Source organism: Bilifractor sp. HCP3S3_D3 (assembly GCF_052063915.1).
In the GTDB taxonomy this organism is placed as follows: domain Bacteria; phylum Bacillota; class Clostridia; order Lachnospirales; family Lachnospiraceae; genus Bilifractor.
In genome coordinates this window covers 135,597-159,076 of the sequence record NZ_JBQHWP010000007.1, presented here as the reverse complement: position 1 = coordinate 159,076, position 23,480 = coordinate 135,597, and the positions used below count along the sequence as shown (strand labels likewise).

Annotated in this window: 16 protein-coding genes; 12 read left to right on the top strand and 4 right to left on the bottom strand. The window is 50.7% G+C overall.

Annotated elements, in window-relative coordinates; all coding sequences use genetic code 11:
* The first annotated feature begins 42 nt into the window (after window positions 1-42).
* Window positions 43-1,020 carry an NAD(+) diphosphatase gene (gene nudC / locus ACTNDI_RS06170; protein WP_441099935.1) on the top strand — a complete coding sequence of 326 codons (978 nt, stop codon included), beginning with the start codon at window positions 43-45 and terminating at the stop codon, window positions 1,018-1,020.
* Window positions 1,021-1,354: 334 nt separating this feature from the next.
* Here nudC and ACTNDI_RS06165 read toward each other — a convergent pair whose 3' ends face one another.
* Both ACTNDI_RS06165 and ACTNDI_RS06160 read right to left on the bottom strand, forming a co-directional pair.
* Window positions 1,355-1,843 carry an S-ribosylhomocysteine lyase gene (locus tag ACTNDI_RS06165; RefSeq protein ID WP_441099934.1) on the bottom strand — a complete coding sequence of 163 codons (489 nt, stop codon included), beginning with the start codon at window positions 1,841-1,843 and terminating at the stop codon, window positions 1,355-1,357.
* Between the two features lie 142 nt (window positions 1,844-1,985).
* A complete protein-coding gene (locus ACTNDI_RS06160; RefSeq protein ID WP_441099933.1) occupies window positions 1,986-3,029 on the bottom strand; it encodes an RluA family pseudouridine synthase in 1,044 nt (347 codons plus the stop codon).
* Window positions 3,030-3,116: 87 nt separating this feature from the next.
* Between ACTNDI_RS06160 and ACTNDI_RS06155 the strand changes: the two genes are divergently transcribed.
* From ACTNDI_RS06155 to ACTNDI_RS06105, 11 genes are all read left to right on the top strand, one after another.
* Complete coding sequence (locus ACTNDI_RS06155; protein WP_441099932.1) at window positions 3,117-3,290, top strand: hypothetical protein; 174 nt, start codon at window positions 3,117-3,119, stop codon at window positions 3,288-3,290.
* A gap of 447 nt (window positions 3,291-3,737) precedes the next feature.
* A complete protein-coding gene (locus tag ACTNDI_RS06150; RefSeq protein WP_441099931.1) occupies window positions 3,738-4,796 on the top strand; it encodes a lactonase family protein in 1,059 nt (352 codons plus the stop codon).
* A gap of 430 nt (window positions 4,797-5,226) precedes the next feature.
* Window positions 5,227-6,393: a DUF362 domain-containing protein gene (locus ACTNDI_RS06145; protein ID WP_441099930.1), complete on the top strand. Its 1,167-nt coding sequence runs from the start codon at window positions 5,227-5,229 to the stop codon at window positions 6,391-6,393.
* A 62-nt stretch (window positions 6,394-6,455) separates the two neighbouring features.
* Window positions 6,456-7,820, top strand: a complete 1,365-nt coding sequence (locus ACTNDI_RS06140; RefSeq protein WP_441099929.1) for a chloride channel protein — start codon at window positions 6,456-6,458, stop codon at window positions 7,818-7,820.
* A 269-nt stretch (window positions 7,821-8,089) separates the two neighbouring features.
* Complete coding sequence (nifJ, locus tag ACTNDI_RS06135) at window positions 8,090-11,635, top strand: pyruvate:ferredoxin (flavodoxin) oxidoreductase (RefSeq protein ID WP_441099927.1); 3,546 nt, start codon at window positions 8,090-8,092, stop codon at window positions 11,633-11,635.
* Between the two features lie 533 nt (window positions 11,636-12,168).
* Window positions 12,169-12,999 (top strand): SseB family protein, encoded by an 831-nt coding sequence (locus tag ACTNDI_RS06130; RefSeq protein ID WP_441099925.1) that lies wholly within the window; start codon window positions 12,169-12,171, stop codon window positions 12,997-12,999.
* A gap of 95 nt (window positions 13,000-13,094) precedes the next feature.
* Window positions 13,095-16,010 (top strand): insulinase family protein, encoded by a 2,916-nt coding sequence (locus ACTNDI_RS06125; protein ID WP_441099924.1) that lies wholly within the window; start codon window positions 13,095-13,097, stop codon window positions 16,008-16,010.
* A 21-nt stretch (window positions 16,011-16,031) separates the two neighbouring features.
* Window positions 16,032-16,964 (top strand): GTPase Era, encoded by a 933-nt coding sequence (gene era, locus ACTNDI_RS06120; RefSeq protein WP_441099922.1) that lies wholly within the window; start codon window positions 16,032-16,034, stop codon window positions 16,962-16,964.
* A 70-nt stretch (window positions 16,965-17,034) separates the two neighbouring features.
* A complete protein-coding gene (recO, locus tag ACTNDI_RS06115) occupies window positions 17,035-17,685 on the top strand; it encodes a DNA repair protein RecO (protein ID WP_441099921.1) in 651 nt (216 codons plus the stop codon).
* Between the two features lie 475 nt (window positions 17,686-18,160).
* Window positions 18,161-19,582, top strand: coding sequence for a rhamnulokinase (rhaB, locus tag ACTNDI_RS06110; protein ID WP_441099920.1), 1,422 nt, complete (start codon window positions 18,161-18,163; stop codon window positions 19,580-19,582).
* Between the two features lie 194 nt (window positions 19,583-19,776).
* Window positions 19,777-21,048 (top strand): L-rhamnose isomerase, encoded by a 1,272-nt coding sequence (locus tag ACTNDI_RS06105; protein WP_441099918.1) that lies wholly within the window; start codon window positions 19,777-19,779, stop codon window positions 21,046-21,048.
* 223 nt (window positions 21,049-21,271) lie between these two features.
* Here the strand turns inward: ACTNDI_RS06105 and ACTNDI_RS06100 are convergent, their stop codons facing one another.
* Both ACTNDI_RS06100 and ACTNDI_RS06095 read right to left on the bottom strand, forming a co-directional pair.
* Entirely contained in the window at window positions 21,272-22,690 is a 1,419-nt protein-coding gene (locus ACTNDI_RS06100; protein WP_441099916.1) for a DUF4179 domain-containing protein, read from the bottom strand.
* Window positions 22,668-23,195: an RNA polymerase sigma factor gene (locus tag ACTNDI_RS06095; protein ID WP_441099915.1), complete on the bottom strand. Its 528-nt coding sequence runs from the start codon at window positions 23,193-23,195 to the stop codon at window positions 22,668-22,670. Before ACTNDI_RS06095 ends, ACTNDI_RS06100 begins: the two co-directional genes overlap by 23 nt.
* Between the last annotated feature and the right edge of the window lie 285 nt (window positions 23,196-23,480).

The following is a 23,480-nucleotide window of genomic DNA, read 5'->3' as shown; positions in this document are numbered from 1 at the left end:
CGGAGCCGATGAGGCCAGAGAAAGAATATAGAGGGATGCTTCGTGCCGGAACCAATGAAGACAGAGAAAACGCACGGAGAGAATCCGAAAAGACGTTTCACATCGGATCCGATGAAAGCAGGAAAAGGACAGGGAAAAATGATTCAGGATATTGCACCCAGAAAATTTCACATCGAGTATCAGAACAAGCAGCCTGCCGGTTATGAAACGGCGCTGGTGTACAATGGACCGCTGACATTGCTCCGGATGGATGAAGACGGAGTTCTTACGTATCCGAAAACGAGAGATTTTGATGGGACGAACGCAGAGTTCACCTATCTCTTCCGGATTGATGAGGAGGAGTATTACCTTGCGGTGATCGATCCTGAAGAGATTCCGGAGGTTTTACTTGAGGAGGGATTTCACTTTGAGAAGGACTGGACCTTCCGGAGCGCAAAACCAGGAGATCGGGCGTTTGCCGGCGTGACCGGAAAACAGCTCTCTCTGTGGTACTCGAGTCACAGGTACTGCGGAGGCTGCGGGGCAGAGCTCGTGGCGGATGAAAAAGAAAGGATGATGAAGTGCCCGAGATGTGGCAGAACCTTTTATCCGGTCATCTGCCCCGGTGTTATCGTTGCGGTGGTTCATGACGGGAAGCTTCTGATGAGCAAGTACGCCGGGAGAGAATATAAGAGGTTTGCGCTGATCGCGGGGTTCAATGAGAGTGGAGAGAGCATCGAGGATACGGTTCACCGGGAGGTGATGGAGGAGACGGGGCTTGCGGTCCGTAATCTTCACTTTTACAAGAGTCAGCCCTGGCCGTTTTCTGACACACTGCTAATGGGATTTTTCTGCGAGCTGGACGGCGACAAGGATCAGATCACCCTGGAGGAGGATGAATTGTCCATGGCCGGCTGGTATGGGCCTGCGGAAGTGCCGGAGGACCGGGAACACATCTCCCTGACCAGCGAGATGATGACCGTGTTCCGGGAGAACGGAGGAGATTTTCAGCGTATACTGGATGTGATTCAGAGAAAGTAACCGCCGGGGATGCACTGACAGAGGTACGGTTATCAATTGCGGCATTCATCCCACATGCTTGCGTGTGGGATGAATGCCGCTTTTCCTTAACTTAACAAATACATAGCACAGATTTATGCTGACCTTGCCGGCTGTGCGAGCCCCGGCAGAGAAGCTATGCGAATATTTGAGATTGACAGGAACAGTTCTGAGAGCTGTGTGCGAGCCCGGGCAGAGAAGCTATACGAATATCAGAAATTGACGGGAACAATTCTCTCAGTTGTGTATATTCCCTCGGCTGGGAAGGCAGCCAGGATCACCGCGGTGTCAGTGTGGGGAACGTCGGAGCCGCGGTTCAGTCGGGATATACAAGCCGTTCGGTGCTCCCCTCGTGAATCTGAGACAAATCCCGTTCCAGATATCTCCGGGCAAGCCAGTTCGCCATGCTGAGGTTCTGGTCGAGATAGTTTCCGCAGTCTCTGGCTGCCGCGCCGGGAATTTCTCCCTTGTAGTCGCGTATGAAGGTGAAGGTACGGATCACAAGATCAGTGATATCGGAGGATGACAGGTCGCCGGCGAGGATGAGGTAGAAGCCGGTGCGGCAGCCCATTGGTCCGAAGTAAATCACGCGGTCTTTCCATTCAGGGTCGTTACGCAAGAATGTCGCGCCGAGGTGTTCGATGGTGTGGCATTCCGCAGTGTTCATGACGGGCTCGCGGTTCGGGGCGGTCATGCGCAGATCAAAGGTTGTGAGGCACTCGGAGCCGATATGATCCTTTCGGGAGACATAGATGCCGGGCATAAGAGTCAGATGATTTACGGTAAAGCTTGCAATTTTTTCCATTTCTTTTTCCTTTCTTTTCCTTTTCTTTTTTTTCTGTTATCTGTACAGGACGTAGAATATTCTGTTTTCATCAGATGCCTTTGGCCTCTGATAAGGCAGCAACGTCATAATCTGCCTTATGATGTCTGATACAGCAGTGCTGTCAGAAGCTGTCCTTCGGTGTCTGATACAGCAGCGCCCTCATATCCTCCGGCACCGGTGCCGTGAAATGCATTGCCTCTCCGGTGATGGGATGAATGAAATCAAGCTTCCATGAGTGGAGAGCCTGACGTGTGATGGCAAGAGGGTCTCCGCCGGAAGACCTTACGGTTCCGGGCTCGGAAAGTTCGTCGGGCTTCCGCAGGTAGTGAAGGTTATACAGGGTGTCTCCGAGAAGGGGATGTTCCCGGTATGCCATGTGGACCCTGATCTGGTGAGTGCGGCCGGTCTCAAGCTTCAGACAGACAGCGGAGTAACCGGGTGTGAAGTCTGTTTTATCTGTGCCGGATGCAGATATTGTTTTCCGGGAATTCAGGAAATCGGTTCTGCCGGGCGCGGGAAAATAAGCAAGTGTCTGAAAGTGAGTGACCGCCCGGTCACCCCGGTCAAAATCCACACAGCGTTCAATGAGAGAGCCCTCCTTCCGGGCAATCGGCAGGTCGATGGTGCCTTCGGCAGGGGTATGTCCGTCGACGACTGCCAGATACGTCCGGTGAATCTCCCTTCTCACAAGCTGCTGCTCCAGAACAGAGGCACTGACGAGATTTTTCGCCACGATCAGCAGACCCGTGGTGTCTCTGTCCAGGCGGTTGATGCAGCGGAACACAAAGGGAATATTCTTCTGCTGAAAATACCAGACGACGCCGTTTCCGAGCGTATTGGCCGGATGGCCGACGGCAGGGTGGATCGCTTCATTGGCAGGCTTATCGATGACAAGCAGATCCGGATCCTCATAAATGATCCGGAAGGGAACAGGGGCAGGGATGATTGTCTCTGAAGAGACATCATCCCGAACCTTGGTTGTGAGGACATCAGAACGGCGGAGAATATAGCGCATGTACTGATGAACTCCGTTGACCAGAACGGCGTCCGGGATCGGCTTCATAGAGGCGAGAATGTGCCTGGAGTATCCTTTCTCGCGCAGGAAGGCGTGAATGTCCTTTCCGTCGTCTTCTTCTCTAATAATATAAGTAAAAGTTCTTTCCATGGTTCTGATATCGTAACGCCGCACGGCCGGGGTTGTCAATGAGCAGCCGGGGTACAAGCCGGATTCGCTGCACGGCCGGGGTTGTCAATGAGCAGCCGGGGTACAAGCCGGATTCGCTGCACGGCCGGGGTTGTCAATGAGCAGCCGGGGTATAAGCCGGATTCGCTGCGCGGCAGAGTTGTCGTTGAGCAGCCGGTTCAGAGCCCGTTTGCTGGAGGACGAGAGAACTGCGAAATCCTTGTGCCGGTTTATGATTCGTGATATACTTTTAGCGTGTTGCCGGGAACTGCAGATAAGACTGAAATGCAGAGGGCACACTTGTTTTCTGACTGAACCATATGCCCCGCAGGCGGGGCATCACATACTGTATAAGCTATGGATTGCTCCATGCTCCGCAATCCTGCAGGTGAACGACTTCGTCGGTCTGTCGCGGCGTTTTCGAAGAGCTTATACAGCAAACCACATGCTGTAAACAGCGCCACAAACTGTATAAGCTGCGGATTGCTCCGTGCTTCGCACTCTCGCAATCCTACAGGTATGAGCACTTCCGTGCCGTTTAAGCGTCACTTCGTGCTCATACCTGTTGCCTTCGAAATCGCATACAGTCTCTTACGCGCGCTTCGCGTGCGACGATCCTGTCTGCGTTTTCGAAGAGCTTATACAGTAATTTTTCAGAATGCAGTCAACAATAGAAAAGAGGAAGAGATTATGGCAGAAAAGTATGTTGCGTATGTTGGAACGTATACCCACGGAAGCAGTATCGGCATCCACCTGTATGACGTTGACGTGAAGGAGGGGACTCTTTCACTGCGTAAGGTGATCCCAGTAAATAATTCATCTTATATCTGCCGCTCGGCGAACGGAAAGTTTTTGTACTCCATTGCGGACGAGGGTGTAGCGGTATTTGACATCAAGTCCGACGGTGATCTTGAGATGATCAATAAGATCGGCATCGATGGTATGCGTGGCTGCTATTTATCTGTTGACGCGACGGGTCAGTATCTTCTGGTCGCGGGCTACCACGACGGCAAGGTGACACTGGTTCATACGCATCATGACGGACGCCTCGGCTCTGTGATGGACGGCGTGTTCCACAAGGGCCTCGGCAGTGTGGCGGAGAGAAACTTCCGTCCGCATGTCAGCTGCGTGAAGATGACGCCTGACAACCGTTTTATCTGTGCGGTAGATAACGGAATCGATCAGGTGAAGATCTATCGCATCAGCTCCAAGAGTAAGCTTAAGCTGGTGGATATTCTCCGCTGCGAGCGCGAATCCGGTCCAAGGCTGATTGAGTTCAGTCAGGATGGAAGATTTGCTTATGTGATCTATGAGCTGGCCAACAGGGTGGATGTGTTCGCCTATTCCGTAGAGGATGATGTTCCCAGGTTTGATTACATCCAAAGCGTGAGCACGACCTCTGACAATGTGGATCAGCTCCATGATGCCGCATCGGGGATGACTTTTTCTCCGGATGGAAAATATCTCTTCACTTCGACGGCCGGTGATGATACGGTTGCTATGTTTAAGGTGGATCAGAAGACCGGCCTTCTGACGAAGAAGTTTGCACTTCCGATCAGTGGAGAGTATCCGAAGGATATCGCAATGTTCCCGGATGGGAAGCATATCGCCTGCGTCAATCATGAATCCAACAGCATCACGACATTTGCCGTTGACTATGAGAAAAATATTCTTGTCATGAAGGGCAGGCCGATGAAGGTTGACACACCGAACTGTATTCTGATCACAAAGATGGGCACGAAGGATTGACTTCTCCTTTTCGGTTAAAATCCGGGACAGATTAACATCTGGGACAAATCAAAAATCTCGGAGTAATAACCGGATGTCACCAGGTTTGCCAAATGATCCCTTGTTTAAGCAACGGGGTAATCAGGCGACGGAGAGAAGCAGGAGAGCGGTGATTCGTTCCCGTATAAACTCTCATGCCCCGGAAGCGGGGCGCCACATACTGTATAAAGCCAGCTGCCGCGCGTTTTTCGATCCTTATGTTTATAAAGAAGGAAAACAGCGTGGCAGTTTTTGCTTTGTGCAGACAAAAAGCTTCATCCGGTTCTGGTGCGGCAATTACCTGGTGATATCATGTGACACATACTGCGGCTGAGAAATGATCAGAACGAAGAGAAATATCAGAAGAAAGTAAAATGATCAGAACGAAGAGAAGTGATCAGAAGGAAGGAAAATGGCCAGAGGGAAGGATAAAGGCTTGAAGAGTACAGTTGCGCTTGTTCCGTGCGGCAGTTATGATCCGGAGAGAGTGTATCAGGCTTTAAAGCAGGGCCTGAGCCTGATCGGAGGCATTGAAAAATATGTCCGCAGGGAGGAAAAGGTGCTGCTGAAGATGAATATTGTGCGGGAAGCAGACGCGGAACGCGCGGTTACGACACATCCGGTGGTCGTTGAGATGCTGGCGAGAATTCTGGCGGAGGGGCATTATATCGATGTATCGGCCGGAGATTCCGGCGGTTTCGGGTCCTCCGTCAGGTCTATGGAGCGTCTGGGGATGCGGGAGGAGCTGAAAAAATACGGCTGCCGTATGGCTGCGTTTGACGAGGCCGTCCGGACGGAATATCCGCAGGGTATTCACGCAAAGGAGTTTATGCTTGCCCGGGATGTCACGGAGGCAGATGCATTGATCAGCGTCTGCAAGATGAAGACGCATGCGCTGGAACACATCACAGGGGCTGTAAAGAATCAGTACGGTTGCGTCCAGGGAAAGCACAAGGCAGCAGGACACACCAGATATCCGAGCGCAGAGAGCATGGCAAGAATGATCGTGGATCTGAATCTTCTCGTCCGGCCACGCCTTTATGTGATGGATGGGATCGTGGCAATGGAGGGAAATGGCCCGACGTCGGGAGATCCGGTGCCGATGAATGTGCTGCTGTTTTCGACGGACCCTGTGGCGCTGGACAGCGTGTTCGCAAGGCTCGTATATCTGGATCCGGAATCGGTTCCGACGGAAGTCGCGGGAGCGCAGATGGGCCTTGGCACCTGGCGGGAAGAAGAAATAGATCTTGTGACGCCGGACGGACCTCTTTCCATGCTGTCTGCCGTGAAAAAATATGGCAAACCGGATTTCCGGGTGAACCGGAAGAAGGGTAAGGCGGAGGGAATCATGAACACGGTGACGTTTCTGCGATTCCTGAAACCGGCTCCCAGAATCGACGCAGATAAATGCCGGAGGTGTGGCGTCTGTGTAGAAAGCTGCCCGGTAGAGGGAAAGGCATTGCATTTTTCAAAGGGTCGTGATTATCCTCCGGTATACAATTACAGAAAATGTATCCGCTGTTTCTGCTGCCAGGAGATGTGCCCGCACAAGGCAATCTACGTTCGAGGACGCAGATAAGAGCAGCCGGCAGTATTGAGGCAGAGCTGCCGCAGTCAGGAAAGGAAGAGGAATTTGAATATATGACAGATCAGAATAATGAACAGGGCAGACGATGGGCGAAAGATTATTTTGCCTATTTCGTAAAATGGATCATCCTTTCTCTTGTAACGGGAGCCGTATGCGGTGTGACCGGAGGTGCATTCGCGCGGTGCGTGTCGTGGGCGACACAGTTCCGGTCAGTGAACGGATGGATGATCTTATTCCTTCCGGCGGCAGGACTTCTGATTGTCCTTATGTACCAGAAGCTGAAATTATCCGGCGTCGGAACCAACGCTGTCTTTGACTCTGCTGTTGAGGGAGATTCTCTCAAATTCCGGCTGATACCTGCGATTTTTGTCGGAACAGTTCTCACCCATCTGTTCGGCGGTTCTGCCGGCCGAGAGGGTGCCGCACTGCAGATCGGCGGAGATATCGGGAACCACATCGGGCAGGTGTTCCGCTTCGATGAGGAGGATAAGAAGATCGCAACGATGACCGGAATGGCAGCTTTTTTTGCGGCATTGTTCGGAACGCCGGTTACGGCGGCGGTTTTTGTGGCCACAGTCATCAGTGTCGGGATGGTAAAGCATGCGGCGCTTGTCCCGGGAATGATCGCGTCTGTTTTTGCCGCTGAGGTGGCATCCCTCATGGGGGCGGCACCGGTGCGCTTTCAGATTGAGGCACCTGATGTTAGTCCGCTGATGATGGGAAAGGTCATGATTCTTGCGGCAGCCTGCGGCCTTGTCTCCGCGTTTTTTGTCATGGCACTACATTATGCAAAGGGGTTCTATGAACGGTTCCTGAAAAATCCGTATCTGCGCGTTCTTGCGGGCGGAGCGGTTATTGTCGGACTGACGTTTCTGGTGGGAAATCAGGACTATAACGGAGCCGGCGTGGATGTGATCGCAAGAGCGATCGGACAGGGGCAGGCGAGGCCGTGGGATTTCGCGATGAAGATTCTGTTCACGGCGCTTACACTGGAAGCCGGATTCAAGGGAGGAGAAATCGTTCCGACCTTCTATATCGGCGCGACCTTCGGCTGTGTATTCGGCCAGCTACTGGGTATTCCGGCGGGATTCGCGGCGGCCGTCGGTTTCACCGCCATGTTTGCCGGCGTCACGAATACCATGATTACATCGATACTGCTTGCGGCAGAGGTTTTCGGAGGAGCCGGGCTTCCCTATTTCGGTGTGGCCTGTATGCTGAGTTTTGTCTTCTCCGGCTACAACGGGCTTTTCTCGAGTCAGGTCATTATCTTCTCCAAGCTGCGCCCCAGACGTGTCATGAAGAAGGTGGATCACCGGGTGGATCTCGACAAGGATTGCAGGGCAGTCACTGGGGATGGTCGGGAACCGGAGACAGGGAAAAACAACGAGGAATACGATCCGAAACGTGGCGACATGTAACGGAAACGGTGTATTCAAAGAAGAGGCTTATGTAACGGAAACGGTGTATTCAAAGAAGAGGCGTATGTAACGGAAACGGTGTATTCAAAGAAGAGGCGTATGTAACGGAAACGGCGTATTCAAAGAAGAGGTGTATGTTACAGACATAGTGTATTTAATAAAATACATTTGCCGAACTGGTGACAAAGAAAAATACGGGTGCTATAATAACCTTGTATGTGTATAAAATCAATTATACATCTTAAGTTATATAAGGAGGAATAGTTACGATGGCAAGAAAAATGAAAACCATGGATGGTAACACAGCAGCAGCTCATGCTTCGTATGCTTTTACCGAAGTGGCAGCGATCTATCCGATCACACCTTCTTCACCGATGGCTGAACACACTGATGAGTGGGCAACTCAGGGAAGAAAGAATCTGTTCGGACAGGAAGTTCAGATCACAGAGATGCAGTCTGAGGCAGGTGCAGCTGGTGCCGTTCACGGCTCTGTAGCAGCCGGTGCTCTGACAACCACATATACCGCATCCCAGGGTCTTCTTCTGATGATCCCGAACATCTACAAGATCGCCGGTGAGCAGCTGCCTGCAGTATTTGATGTATCTGCGCGCTGCGTTGCTACACATGCACTGAACATCTTCGGTGATCATTCAGACGTATATGCATGCCGCCAGACCGGCGCTGCTATGCTCTGCGAATCTTCTGTACAGGAGGTTATGGATCTGACGCCTGTCGCTCATGCAGCAGCTATCTCCGGACATCTTCCATTCATCAACTTCTTTGATGGATTCCGTACATCCCACGAGCTTCAGAAGATTGAGACCTGGGATTATGAGGATCTGAGAGACATGATCGATATCAAGGCTCTGAAGGAGTTCAAGGCAAACGCTCTGAACCCGGAGAACCCGAAGGAAATGGGATCCGCCCAGAATCCGGATATCTTCTTCCAGACCCGTGAGGCATGCAACAGCCTCTATGATGAAATGCCCGGAATCGTTCAGAAGTACATGGATATGGTAAATGCCAAGATCGGAACAGACTACAAGCTGTTCAACTACTATGGCGCTCCGGATGCAGATCAGGTTATCGTAGCTATGGGTTCTGTATGCGACTGTATCGAGGAGACCATCGATTACCTGATGGCTCAGGGCCGCAAGGTTGGTGTTGTAAAGGTACGTCTGTACAGACCGTTCTCCAGACAGGCACTGATTGACGCAATCCCGGATACGGTAAAGAAGGTTTCCGTACTTGACCGTACAAAGGAGCCGGGTTCCATTGGCGAGCCTCTGTTCCTGGATGTTGTTGAAGCACTCCGCGGAAGCAAGTTCGACGGAATCAAGATCTTTGGCGGACGTTACGGACTTGGATCCAAGGATACCACTCCGGAGCAGATCGTTGCTGTATACGACAACGAGACAAAGGAGAGATTCACCATCGATATCGTCGATGATGTAACCAATCTGTCTCTGCCGGTAGGCGAGCCGCTTGTTACCACACCGGAAGGAACGGTAAACTGCAAGTTCTGGGGACTTGGAGCTGATGGTACCGTAGGAGCAAACAAGAACTCCATCAAGATCATCGGCGACAACACAGACATGTACGCACAGGCTTACTTCGATTATGATTCCAAGAAGTCCGGCGGTGTAACAATGTCTCATCTGCGTTTTGGTAAGAAACCGATCAAATCCACTTACCTGATTCACAGAGCAAACTTTGTTGCATGCCACAATCCGTCCTACATCACCAAGTTCAACATGGTTCAGGAGCTGGTAGACGGCGGAACATTCCTGCTGAACTGCCCGTGGACCGGAGAAGAGCTGGAGAAGCATCTTCCGGGACAGGTTAAAGCATATATCGCAAAGCATCACATTAAGTTCTATGTCATCGATGGTGTAAAGACAGGTATCGAGGTAGGCATGGGACCGACCCGTATCAACACCATTCTTCAGTCCGCGTTCTTCAAGCTGACGGGTATCATTCCGGAGGAGAAGGCAATCGAGCTGATGAAGGCAGCGGCAAAGGCTACTTATGGCCGCAAGGGTGATGATATCGTCAAGAAGAACTGGGCTGCTATCGACGCCGGCGCAGACAGAGCTGTTCAGGTAGAGGTACCTGCAAGCTGGGCTGATTGTGAGGATGAAGGCCTTGAGTTCAAGAAGGTTTCCGAGGGCCGCAAGGATGCCGTTGATTTCGTCAACAACATTCAGCTGGCTGTTTCCTCTCAGGAGGGCAACAACCTGAAGGTTTCCGACGTTCTGAAATATTCAAACGGCGAGACTCCGTCCGGTACTGCTGCTTATGAGAAGCGTGGCATCGCTGTAAATGTTCCGGTTTGGAACAGCGACAACTGTATCCAGTGTAACAGATGTTCTTATGTCTGCCCGCACGCGGTTATCCGTCCGTTCGCTCTGACAGAGGCTGAGGTTGCTGCGGCACCGGAAGGCTTCAAGAACATTCCGATGACCGGTATGCCGTCCTACAAGTTCGGCATTCAGATTTCCACCATGGACTGCACAGGCTGCGGATCTTGCGCGAATGTATGTCCGGGCAAGAAGGGTGAGAAGGCCCTGACCATGACTCCGATTGCCGACGCCATGGATCAGCAGAAGGGCTTCGATTATGCGGTTAAGCTTCCGGAGAAGCAGGATGTTATCGACAAATTCAAGATCACTTCCGTAAAGGGAAGCCAGTTCAAGAAACCTCTGCTCGAGTTCTCCGGCGCATGCGCAGGCTGCGGCGAGACTCCTTACGTAAAGCTGATCACTCAGCTGTTCGGAAGCAGAATGCAGATCGGAAACGCTACCGGATGTTCTTCTATCTGGGCGAACTCTTCACCGTCTACACCTTATACGGTAGATCAGAACGGCAGAGGACCGGCATGGTCCAACTCCCTGTTTGAGGATGCCGCAGAGTTTGGCTATGGTATGCTGCTTGGACAGAAGGCTATCCGTGATGAGCTGAAGACAAAGGTTGAAGCTCTTATTGAGAAGGATGCATCTGTCAAGGAAGCCGGACAGGCATGGCTTGACACCATGACAAAGGGCGCTGAGAACAGAGTCGCAACAGATAAGCTGCTGGCTGCAATCGCTGACAATACAACCGAAGAGGCTGCGTTCATCAAGGACAACAAACAGTTCCTGGCGAAGAAGTCCAACTGGGTATTCGGTGGTGACGGCTGGGGCTATGATATCGGATTCGGCGGACTGGATCATGTTATCGCTTCCGATAAGGATATCAATGTTCTGGTTATTGATACTGAGGTATACTCCAACACCGGCGGACAGTCCTCCAAGGCTACACCTACCGGAGCAGTTGCTCAGTTCGCTGCAGGCGGTAAGGAGACCAAGAAGAAGGACCTTGCTTCCATCGCTATGTCCTACGGCTACGTATATGTAGCGCAGATCGCTATGGGCGCTGATTACAACCAGGCGGTTAAGGCAATCAGCGAGGCTGAGGCTTATGACGGACCTTCTCTGATCATTGCTTACGCTCCGTGTATCAACCACGGTATCCGCAAGGGTATGGGCAAGGTAATGACCGAGGAAGAGCTTGCGGTTAAGTCCGGATACTGGCATCTGTTCCGTTACAACCCGGCACTGCTTGGAACAGATAAGCCTGCATTTACTCTGGATTCCAAGGCTCCGCAGGCAGATATCTATCAGGACTTCCTGGATGGTGAGGTACGTTACAATTCTCTGAAGCGTGCGAACCCGGCGAAGGCTGAGAGACTGCAGAGCAAACAGAAAGAGGAGTCTGCTGAGAGATATACATACCTCAACAAGCTCATCAAGCTGTACGGACCGGCAGAGCAGTAAAATTTTGATAAAATAAATGCAGGACCCGGCTATGCCGCGGCCCTGCTCCCGGATCCCAGATCCGGTCGGATATATAGAGTTCAAACGTGTAATACGCCCGGCGCAGAGAAATCTGCCCCGGGTTTCTTTTTTTGTATAATTTCCAGATGCTCCGCATATCATTAGTTGAAGCGGAAAAAGATCACATCTGCTCACACTCATTGGGTTTCATGCTCCTTTCTGCAGGATCCTTCACCAATTATATAATTGAGCAGGGAAAAGGTCTCGATCACAGTATCTTTTTCTTAATCGGTCAGGACAGACAAAGCGAAGAATTTACGGGTCAAACCTTTAACAATTTCGGTTCGTTGCGCGTGGATTTACAATATGATATAGTATATTACAGCGTCAAAAGCGATGACTCACGTCGCAGAGTGCATAAGTACGCGCTTTGCATGCGTGGTTTGCGGTGACAAAAATCCCGGTCCCGAGGGGGACGTTACTATATTTATTCATCATTCAGGCACAGGAAAGCTGTGCGGTAAGGAACTGACATGGCAATAATTGATAAGAGTTTTATGTTGAAAAAAATCGAGAAGAATGAGAGCATCTATGTCCTGTATTCGGCACTTACGCATTGCCCTTTTGTAGAGTGCGATCCGGAGACATTCGATGATCAGATTTATATTTTTACCACGAAGGAAATGACGCAGACCTTTGCGCATCCATATACGCTTGATAAATATCTGCTGCAGGCGGTGAAGGTTGAACGGGGGATGATTCTTCCGTTCCTGAGGACACTTTATCTGTACGGCATCAATGCCGTGATGTATCAGGAGGAGGGCGCGCCGATCCGGATTCAGCTCACGGATCTGGTGGAGAAACCGGATATTGATGCGCTGCGGAATGATAAGATTCCGAGGGCGAATCCGGAACTTCAGCTGACGGCACTGTATTTCATGCAGGAGCTTACCAGACCTGTTGAACGTAATCAGGAGGAGAAGAAGCATCTGCACGACCTTGAAGAGGAGATGGCGCACAATCTGTTTCGTTCCCGGTTTATCATCTCGTTTGATGTCAGCGAGATTGAGGGAAAATGGGACCCGAAGGACAAGAACCAGAAGGTGAAGGTTCCGCTTGTCAAAACGAAGGCGGGGAAGACCTTTCAGCCGGTTTACACGGATTTCGGCGAGGTGCAGAAGTTCAATCAGAGAAACAAGGGCGTGAAGCTTGAACTGACACCGATCACCTATGACCGGATTCATAATTTCCTGGTAAAGGAATCCGAGGGATTTGTCTTTAACCCGGCCGGCTTTAACCTTGTACTCACTGCGGACCAGCTGAGACAGATGGCGGAGCGCTACGGGGAAGGAAACGACCGCTGACAGACGTCCGGCAACGGAGAGCGGACAGCGTTTGTTTGCATCCGGTCACGGAGGAAAAATTATAGAAATGAGAAGTCAGGAGAGTGAAGCTGCGTATGACAGATAAGTATGAATTAATCAGTGAAGAATATATCAAAGACGTGCACGCTGAGGGAAAGCTTCTCCGTCACCGGAAGAGCGGCGCCAGGATTGCGCTCCTTTCCAACGATGATGAGAATAAGGTGTTCAACATCGCCTTCCGGACTCCGCCGAAAAATTCGACGGGAGTCGCGCACATTATTGAACATACCGTATTATGCGGATCCAGAAAGTTTCCTCTGAAGGATCCTTTTGTAGAACTGGTAAAGGGATCTCTGAATACATTCCTGAATGCACTGACCTATCCGGACAAGACGATGTTTCCGGTGGCCAGCTGTAATGACACGGATTTTCAAAATCTGATGGATGTATATCTGGATGCTGTGTTCTTTCCGAATATTTATAAGAACGAGAAGATTTTCCGTCAGGAGGGCTGGCATTATCAGCTCGAGAACCGAGAGGATCCTCTGACCTACAACGGTGTCGTTTACAACGAGATGAAGGGCGTCTTTTCATCGGCGGATGAGGTGCTTGACCGCGCCGTCTTCAATGCTCTGTTTCCGGATACTCCCTATGGCGTGGAATCCGGCGGAGATCCGGAGGTAATTCCGGATCTGACGTATGAGGAGTTTCTGGATTTCCACAGAAAGTATTATCATCCTTCCAATTGCTATATTTATCTTTATGGAAACATGGACATGGAGGAGAAGCTGGAGTGGCTGGACCGGGAGTATCTGAGCCGTTTTGATCGTATTCCGGTTGAGTCGGAGATTCCGATGCAGAAACCGTTCTCTGAGGTAAAGGATGTCACGATGAGTTACCCGGTTCTGGACAGTGAGCCTGAGAGGGACAATACGTATCTGTCTGTCAATACTGTGGTCGGGGATTATTCGGATGTTACGCTGAATATTGCCTTCTCGGTCCTGGAGTATGTACTTCTGGACGCACCGGGAGCTCCGGTCAAGCAGGCGCTGCTGGACGCGGGAATCGGAAGAGATGTGGAAGGTGCCTACAACGACGGAATTCTTCAGCCGTTCTTTTCCGTGATTGCGAAGAACGCAAATGCGGAGGATAAGGACAGATTTCTGTCTGTTGTGCATGACACGCTGGAGAAGCTGGCGGAGGAGGGGCTGGACACACTCGCTATTGCCTCGGGAATCAATTATTTCGAGTTCCGTTTCCGGGAGGCGGATTATGCGCAGTTCCCGAAGGGTCTGATCTACGGTATGGATCTTTTTGACAGCTGGCTCTATGACGAGGGGAAGCCTTTTGAATACCTGAAGGAGCTGGATGCTTTTGAAGAACTCAAGAAACGGAATGGCACGGGCTATTTTGAGAATCTGATTCGCAGGTATCTCCTGTCAAACAATCACGCCGCGGTTGTGACGCTGAAGCCGGAGAAAGGTCTGGCTGCCCGCAGAGAGAAGGCTGCGGCGGAGAAGCTCGCAGCATATAAGGCATCGCTCTCAGATGAGGAGCTGGATGCGATGGTTGTCGGGACGAAGGCGTTAAAGGAATATCAGGAATCAGAGGATTCCGAGGAGGCTTTGAATTCGCTCCCGATGCTTTCCAGAAAGGATATCGACCGGAAGACACCGCTTCATCCGGACACGGAACAAATTCGTGTCAACGACACCACATATCTGAGACATCATTATTTTACAAACGGAATCGCGTATCTGACGCTGCTGTTTGATACCGCGAAGGTTCCGGATGAACTGGTTCCTTATCTCGGAATTTTGAAGAATATGCTCGGAGTCGTGGATACGGAGCACTATACCTACGGCAGGCTGTTCCATGAAATCAACGCAAGGACCGGCGGAATCAACTTCGGTCTGCAGGTTCTTCCGACGGAGAAGGGGCTGGATGATTCCAAGGGCTATCGCATGTTCGGGGTAAAGGCAAAATATCTCTACCGTGAGAAAGACTTTGTCTTCGAGATGATTCAGGAGATCCTGAAGACATCGAAATTCAATGACAAAAAGAGACTTCATGAGATTCTTGCAAGTACAAGAGCAGGAATGGAGCAGGCAATCCCTGCCGCAGGTCATACTTCCGCGGCGAAGCGTGCACTGTCCTATCAGTCTCTTCTTTCCGCATGGACAGAGAAAACAACGGGAATTGACCAGCTCCGTTTGGTAAAGGATCTGGATGAGCATTTTGAAGAGAAAGCGGATAACCTGATCGAAAACCTTCAGAAGCTCATGAATATCGTATTCCGTCCTGAGAATCTGACGGTCAGCGTGACAGCCGAGGAAGAAGGATTTGACGGTATCGAAGAGGAAATTCTGTCGCTTGAGGAGAATCTCTGCACAGATCCCTTCGAGGAGGGAAGCTTTGACTGGAAGCCAGAGCAGAAGAATGAGGGATTTAAGACCTCCGGACAGGTGCAGTTTGTGGCCCAGGCAGGCAATTACCGGAAAGACGGATATGAATATACCGGAGCCTTCCGGATTCTTCGAATGATTCTGAATTACGATTATCTGTGGATGAATCTGAGGGTACTCGGCGGAGCTTACGGCTGCATGAGCAGCTTCAAACGTTCCGGCGACAGTTATCTGGTATCGTACAGGGATCCTCATCTGAAGAACACACTGGACGTATATGCCGGTCTGCCGGAGTATCTCAGAAAGTTTGACGCGGATGAAAAGGCAATGACGAAGTACATCATCGGTACAATCAGTGAGATGGATACACCGATGACAGCTTCTTCCAGGGGAAGCTTTGCGCTGAACTGCTGGTTCGCAGGCCTGACAGAGAAAGATTTTCAGCAGGAAAGAGATGAGGTTCTGGACGCGGAAGCAGAGAATATCCGGGCTCTTGCAGATCCGGTCGCATCGGTTCTTGCCGCGCGCAATATCTGTGTGATCGGAAGTGAAAGCTCCGTGGATAAACACGCAGACCTCTTCAGGAAGATTGAAAGCCTTACCTGAGACAGGACAGGGAGAAAAGGTATGGAAGCAGGAATGGAGACTGGAACCGGGGCGATCAAATCGGGGTTTGTCGCATTAATCGGAAGACCGAATGTGGGAAAATCTACGCTGATGAACCATCTGATCGGACAGAAGATTGCGATTACTTCACGGAAGCCGCAGACAACCCGGAACCGGATTCAGACAATCTACAACAGTGAGCGCGGGCAGATTGTGTTTCTCGACACGCCTGGGATTCACAAGGCGAAAAACAAGCTGGGGGAATACATGGTTTACGCGGCGGAGAGCTCTCTGAAGGATGTGGACGCTGTGATGTGGCTCATTGAACCCGGGGATTACATCGGCGCGGCGGAACAGCACATAGCAAAGATGCTCGACCGCTGCGGTCTTCCGATTATCCTTGTTATCAATAAGATTGACAAGGTCAAAAAGGAAGTCGTACAGAGCACGATGGAAGCATACCGGAATATTACCCGGTTCGAGGACATTGTCTGTGTGTCCGCGCTTCACAGCAGAAATCTGGAGGCGCTGATCGACAGTCTGTTTCGGGTGCTCCCTTACGGGCCGCGTTTCTTTTCGGAGGAAACCATTACAGATCAGCCGATGCGGCAGATCGCTTCGGAGATGATCCGCGAGAAGGCACTCCGGTCTCTGGGAGAGGAGATACCGCACGGGATTGCTGTGGTCATTGACAAGATGCGGGAGCGTCCGGATGGTTCGATCACGGATATTGAGGCGACGATCATCTGTGAGAGAGAATCTCACAAGGGGATCATTATCGGAAAAAACGGCGCTATGCTGAAAAAGATCGGAACTGAGGCACGGAAAGAAATCGAGACAATGCTCGGCGGCAAGGTTAATCTGAAGCTCTGGGTCAAGGTGCGGAAGGACTGGAGGGAAAGCGATATCCTCGTCAAAAACTACGGCTACGACAAGAAGGAACTCAGAGAGTAGGCTGCGACGCCCATTGAAATTTTGGCCTCTCGTTAGATGTGAACAGATTTAGTATTCTGAGCTGAGAGATATGAACGAACAGATCAATGTGTCGGGAATGGTTTTGTCGGCGATGCCGATCGGTGAGAACGATAAAAGGCTTGTGATTTTGACGAGAGAGCTTGGCAGAATCAGCTGTTTTGCGAGAGGCGCCCGCCGGCCGGGAAGCACGCTCATGGCACTGTCAAATCCCTTTGCCTTCGGGAGCTTCACGCTGGTCGAAGGAAGAAATTCCTACAGCCTGATTTCCGCTTCGATCCGGGAATACTTCACCGAGCTGGCCTTTGAACAGCCGGGAGTCTATTACGGGTATTACTTCCTGGATTTTGCGGATTACTACGGCCGGGAGGGCATCGACGGTACTGACATGCTGAATCTTCTGTATCTGACCATGAAGGCGATCCTGAATCCGCACCTGGACAACCGGCTGGTAAGACGGATCTTTGAGATCCGGATCATGACGATAAATGGTGAGTATGCGCCGGATCCTGCTCTGATGAGTCCGTCCGCGCTGTATGTGGTCCGCTATGTCATGAGCGCTCCTCTGACAAAGCTGTATACCTTTGAGGTGAAGCCGGAGGTGCTGAAGGAACTGGAAAATGCGCTGAACCGCCAGACAGACAGGATTCTTGACCGTCCGCTGAGGAGCAGGAGAGTATTGAATGAAATGATCCGGACCTGACCGGTCCCGGAATGCTGAAGCCGGAGTTGGGATTCCGGCACTGGAGTCGAAGTGGTAAACGGGAGTATGTTCCCACCTCACAAAAGAAGAATAGCTGAAAGAACCTGTGAAAGATTTCAGGATACCCGGGACTTTTCACAGGTTTTTTTACGCGAGCGTCGCGATAGCGAGATAAAACTCGCGCAGCGTGTTTTATCTCGTTACGCGGCATTGTTTTCTGAAGGGCTTTTTCCGCAATATGTCTGTGAACTTCACAGGAACCAGATGTATGATTGCGAGGGATTCGTACCGATTTGTTGTGATTATGTTGCAAAAGAAGACCCTTTTTTTGTCAAACCTGGTTCTACTCAAAACGTTTCGCTTTTGCTATAATGAGGGACAGCAAGACACAGGGGTGCCGGATGTAAGGAAAATCTCGAGATAAATAAGATAAACATCGGGTAATTTTATCACGCGCGTGTAAGGAGGGTTTTTTATGACGTATTATGGGGCATTGGACTTCGGAGCATCCAGCGGACGCATGATGCTCGGATGGATCGAGGACGGAAAGTTTCAGCTGCAGGAGGTTCACCGTTTTGAGAATGGCATGGTAAAGAAGGACGGGGAACTCTGCTGGGAATTTGACCGGATTTTCCGTGAAGTCAAGATTGCACTGAAGAAGTGTAAAGAGATCGGAAAGATGCCAAGCTACGTGGGTGTGGATACCTGGGGCGTTGATTTTGTCCTTTTGGACAAGGATGACAACGTTGTGGGCAACACGGTCGGATACCGCGACCACCGGACAGACGGCATGGATGACGAGGTATATAAGATCATCTCGCTTGAGGATCTGTATGCCCGCACCGGTATTCAGAAGGCGATTTTCAATACGATTTATCAGCTCATGGCGGTGAAGACGAAGCATCCGGAGTACCTGGATAAGGCGGAGACGCTCCTGTATGTGCCCGACTATTTCCATTTCCTTCTTACCGGACAGAAGGTGAATGAGTACACGGAGGCTACCACGGGACAGCTGATCAACGCGGCTTCCTGTGAGTACGACTGGGAGCTGATTGACAGGCTCGGATATCCGCGCCGGATCTTCCAGAAACTTGTGATGCCCGGCACAAAGCTGGGGCATATCCGTCCGGAGCTCGCGGAGGAGATCGGTTACGACTTCGAGGTCGTTGTGCCCTGTACGCATGACACGGGTTCTGCGGTTCTCTCAGTGCCGGCAAATGACGATGATTTTGTGTACATCAGCTCCGGAACCTGGTCGCTTATGGGCGTGGAGCGCAAAACCGCCGATACCTCGGCAAAGAGCTGTGCACTGAACTTTACAAACGAGGGCGGCTATGATCACAGATTCCGTTATCTGAAGAACATCATGGGTCTGTGGATGATCAATTCGGCTCGGCATGAGGTGAATGACAAATACAGTTTCCCGCAGATTGTAGAGATGGCGGAGGCGGAGAAGGACTTTCCGTCGCGGGTGGACGCGAATGACGAGAGATTCCTTTCCCCGGACAGCATGATCGGCGAGATCAAGAAAGCCTGTGAGGAGAGCGGACAGAAGGTACCGGAGAATTTCGGACAGCTCGCGACGCTGATCTATACATCTCTCGCGGAGTGCTACGCGAAGACGGAGAGGGAGCTGGAGGAAGCGAACGGCCGAAGCTACTCGAGAATTCATATTGTCGGAGGAGGCTGCAATGTTGACTATCTGAACCGTCTGACCGCAAAGGCAACCGGCAAAGAGGTACATGCAGGTCCGAATGAAGGAACCGCTATCGGCAATATCACGGCGCAGATGCTCGCGACCGGAGTTTTCCATTCGGTAGAGGAAGCACGCGAGAACATCCACGAGTCCTTCGGCATCAAGGTATACAGCCCGGAGGGAGAACTGATTTCCGGCTGAATTTCAGCGGTATGCCGCAGTACCGGTTCTGAATTGCGCCACAGCCGCCGGCCGCATAGCACATCACCGGGAAATGACCGGTGATAATAAATGACACATGGTAATTAATGATTCACGATGATCGAAGACTCACGGCAAGAATCGATCCGTGAAAATAGAATATTTGTAATGACGAATGAATGGGAGGAACGGAGATGACAACCGTAAAGGAACGCTACGAGATTGCGAAGGAACAGTATGCGGCGCTTGGAATTGACACAGACGCTGCCATTGAGAAGCTGAAGGATATTCCGGTTTCCCTGCATTGCTGGCAGGGAGATGATGTCCACGGCTTCGATTCAGACGGTCAGCTGACCGGAGGAATCCAGACGACCGGCAACTATCCGGGAATCGCCAGAACACCGGAGGAGCTGATGGCTGATATTGAAGAGGTGATCAAGCTTGTTCCCGGTAAGGTAAAGCTGAATCTTCACGCCAGCTACGCAATTTTTGAAAAGGGTCAGAAGGTGGACCGCGACAAGATCGAGCCGAAGCATTTCCAGAAATGGGTGGACTTCGCAAAGAAGCATCATATGGGAATTGACTTCAATCCGACCTTCTTCTCTCATCCGTGTGCCGGCGCGGACGGAATGAACCTGTCCAGCGCGGATGAGGATGTCCGCAAGTTCTGGATTGAGCACGGAAAAGCATGCATTCGGATCGCAAACTATTTCGCGGAGCAGACCGGTGAGGTGTGTGTGATGAATATCTGGACCGGAGACGGACTGAAGGATGTTCCCGCAGACCGGATGGGCCCGAGAATGCGGTACAAGGATTCCGTTGACCAGATCCTTTCTGAGTCGTACGATTTCAACAAGGTAAAGCCGTGCCTGGAGTCCAAGGTGTTCGGAATCGGAGTCGAGTCATTCACTTCCGGATCCTCTGAGTTTGCGCTGACCTATGCCGCATTCAATAAGGACAAGCTGATTCCGCTGATGGATAACGGCCATTATCATCCGACGGAGGTTGTATCCGATAAGATTCCGGCGCTTCTCACCTTCTTCCCGGAGATTGCTCTGCATATCACCCGCCCGGTTCGCTGGGATTCGGATCACGTCGTTCTCTTTGATGATGAGCCGAAGGAGATGGCGAAGGAGATCGTACGCAATGACGCGCTGGATCGTGTGCATATGGCACTCGACTATTTTGATGCTTCGATCAACCGTGTATCCGCATGGGCAGTCGGCTTCCGTACCTGGCAGAAGTGCCTGCTGAATGCGCTGTGCCTGCCGAATGAGCATCTGAAGGAACTTCAGAACGCGGGCAACTTCACACAGCTGATGATCGACCAGGAGGCGGACAAGATGCTTCCGTTCGGCGATATCTGGGCATACTACAACGAGGTATGCGGCGCCCCGCAGGAGGGTAAGGAGTACTCCGCCGAGGTCGCAAGATACTGGGATGAGGTTCAGAGCAAACGCGGCTGAAAAGCAGGCGAAGCAAGGAAATGCATGTCTATGCACGGCACTGTTGTTCGGACATGACAAAAGATGTAAAATTGAGCGAGAAATCCGGCCATAGAGCCGGATAAATGATAAAATCATGAAAAGGACTTCCAATCATTGTGAGTGGAGGTCCTTTTTTTAGCGGATGAAACCCGGCAGAACGGATTATTTATCGAGTGTATGGGACAAGGATTCTTCTGATTCATCAGAAATTTACGGTTTCTGTCCAAAGAGCATAGGATTCAAGATACGGTCTCCAGTCCTTATGAATATAGGTACCGTCTTCACGGACATGCGCGCCTTTGATTTGATCCATGTACCGGATATACGGCATGGCATAAATTGTCACAGAGGAGGTATCCCAGTCCTTTACGGCAAATGTCGTTGATTCTGTTGCAAAGAGGGGCGGCATCATCCAATCGCCTGTGGCATCGGTCAGTACGTAGAAATAGGATTCGCCTTTATACTCCATACTGCCGTCCGGGGTGGCTACGAGGCTGTCTGCAGTGGCCTTCGGAGTCAGAGACAGTTCAAAAGGTGTTTTTATTAAGGAGATCGTGTCCACGGAAGGCAGATTCTTCACCGAGATGGTTTTATGGAGAACATCGCTGTTATTGCGGGTGATATCCAGACAGAAATTCCATGGACCGGTAATTTTCCAGTAAAGGTAAGGACTGGCGATGTCGTCAGTTTCCGGGTAGCGGCGGGAGTATTCGTTCATCATATCAGCATACCATTGATCCATCTGACGCTGCTGTTCGGTACTGTAGGTCTGGTACAGATCTTCGGACAAACCGGCATCTGAGAGATTTTTCCGGTAGGCTTGCTGAAGGTCTTCCGGGATGTCAGGGAAGGCACCGTCCTTTTTCATTCCGATGATATCGTTAATGTTGAGGGTCACGTTAAAATGCTTCGGGAAATCCGTGTATGTGTTTGTGAGACGGATCACGCCCTCGTACGTATGGCTGTCGAGAAATTTTCCGTCTATGTTGCCGATGGTGCTTCCTCCGTTCGAGGGGGAATCAAAACTGAATTTTGCAAGTGAGGTATTCAAATTCAGATCCGGCTTTCCGTCCTGCATCAGAGTCTGAGATACGGGAAGGTCTTTCTGTGAATGGATTATCAGACTGATATACAGAGTATTTCCTCCGCAGTAGGTATCCTGAATCGTAATATTGGTTCCGTCAGCCGTCACACTCAGGGTATCAACAGAAGGATCGATGGCGTCGGATTTCTGCGACAACGAGGAAGAGGCAATGACCTGGTCTGGAGAGGCAGCGTCAGCAGCCGGGTCTGTATAGGAAGAAAAATCTCCCCCGAACCCGAGAGATTTTCCGATGTCTGCAAAAACATTCCCGACCATGGGGATGCCGGAGGCCATGACCGGATGCGTGATGCAGATACCGGAGAAGGTGAGTCCGAATGCCAGACAGGCGGCAGCAACCGATCTCGCGGGATTCAGAATCCTTTTCGTACTGATTGTCGCAGGAAAACTCTCATTGTCTGTTTCGGAAGTATTAGAGGGTTCCGGCAGGGTTTTCAGTGTATCCATTATTTTCTGGTCCACTGCAGAGGGAATCTTGTCGTCGGCAAGTATTCGGTTAAATGCATCTTCCTTCCACATGTAAAGTACCTCCTTCTTCTTTGAGTGAAGTTTTCAGCTTTTTTCTTCCGGCAGAGATCCTGGTCTTTACCGTATTTTCATTCAAGTCCAGAATCTGTGCAATTTCCCGGACCTTAAAGCCCTCCATATAATATAAGAGGAGCGGTGTGCGATATATCTCGGGCATACTTTCCAGAAAAATCTTCCACTCAACTTTTTCATATCCATTTTCCATATAAGTGAACTCCTGATATTCCTGCAGGGCAGAGGTGCTGTGTGCCTTTTTTCTGATATCGTAGCATTTGTGAATCAGAATGCGGATCAGCCAGGTTCGGAAGTATTTTTCATCCCGAAGCTGATGGATGTGAAGCCAGCTGCTCAGAATAGCATCCTGTATTGCGTCTGCTGTATCCTCGTCATTCTCCAGGATCGCGCGGGCAATACGATACATATCTGCGGCATTTTCCTGGATGAGCTCAGAAAAGGCAGCCTTATCCTGCTGCATTGCTTTCCGAATTTTGGTCATCTCTTGTTTACCTCTTGTTTGTGATCGTAAAGAGTATATCTCGTAAGTACTTACACTTATTAGACGGGGCGGATGTGCGTTTGGTTTTTATCTTATGAAATTATTATACATGATCTGCTATTTCTTCCCATGCAATTGCAGGAGTGAAAAAGAAAAACACAGGACGAAGAGCAAGGTGGACGATTATAAATTCCAGCTCGTTTAAACTATGAGAAATTTGTTGACGCATTAATAGGCGGCTTTTTTGAAACTATTTCTGCTCTCTTTTCATCTAATATATGAATG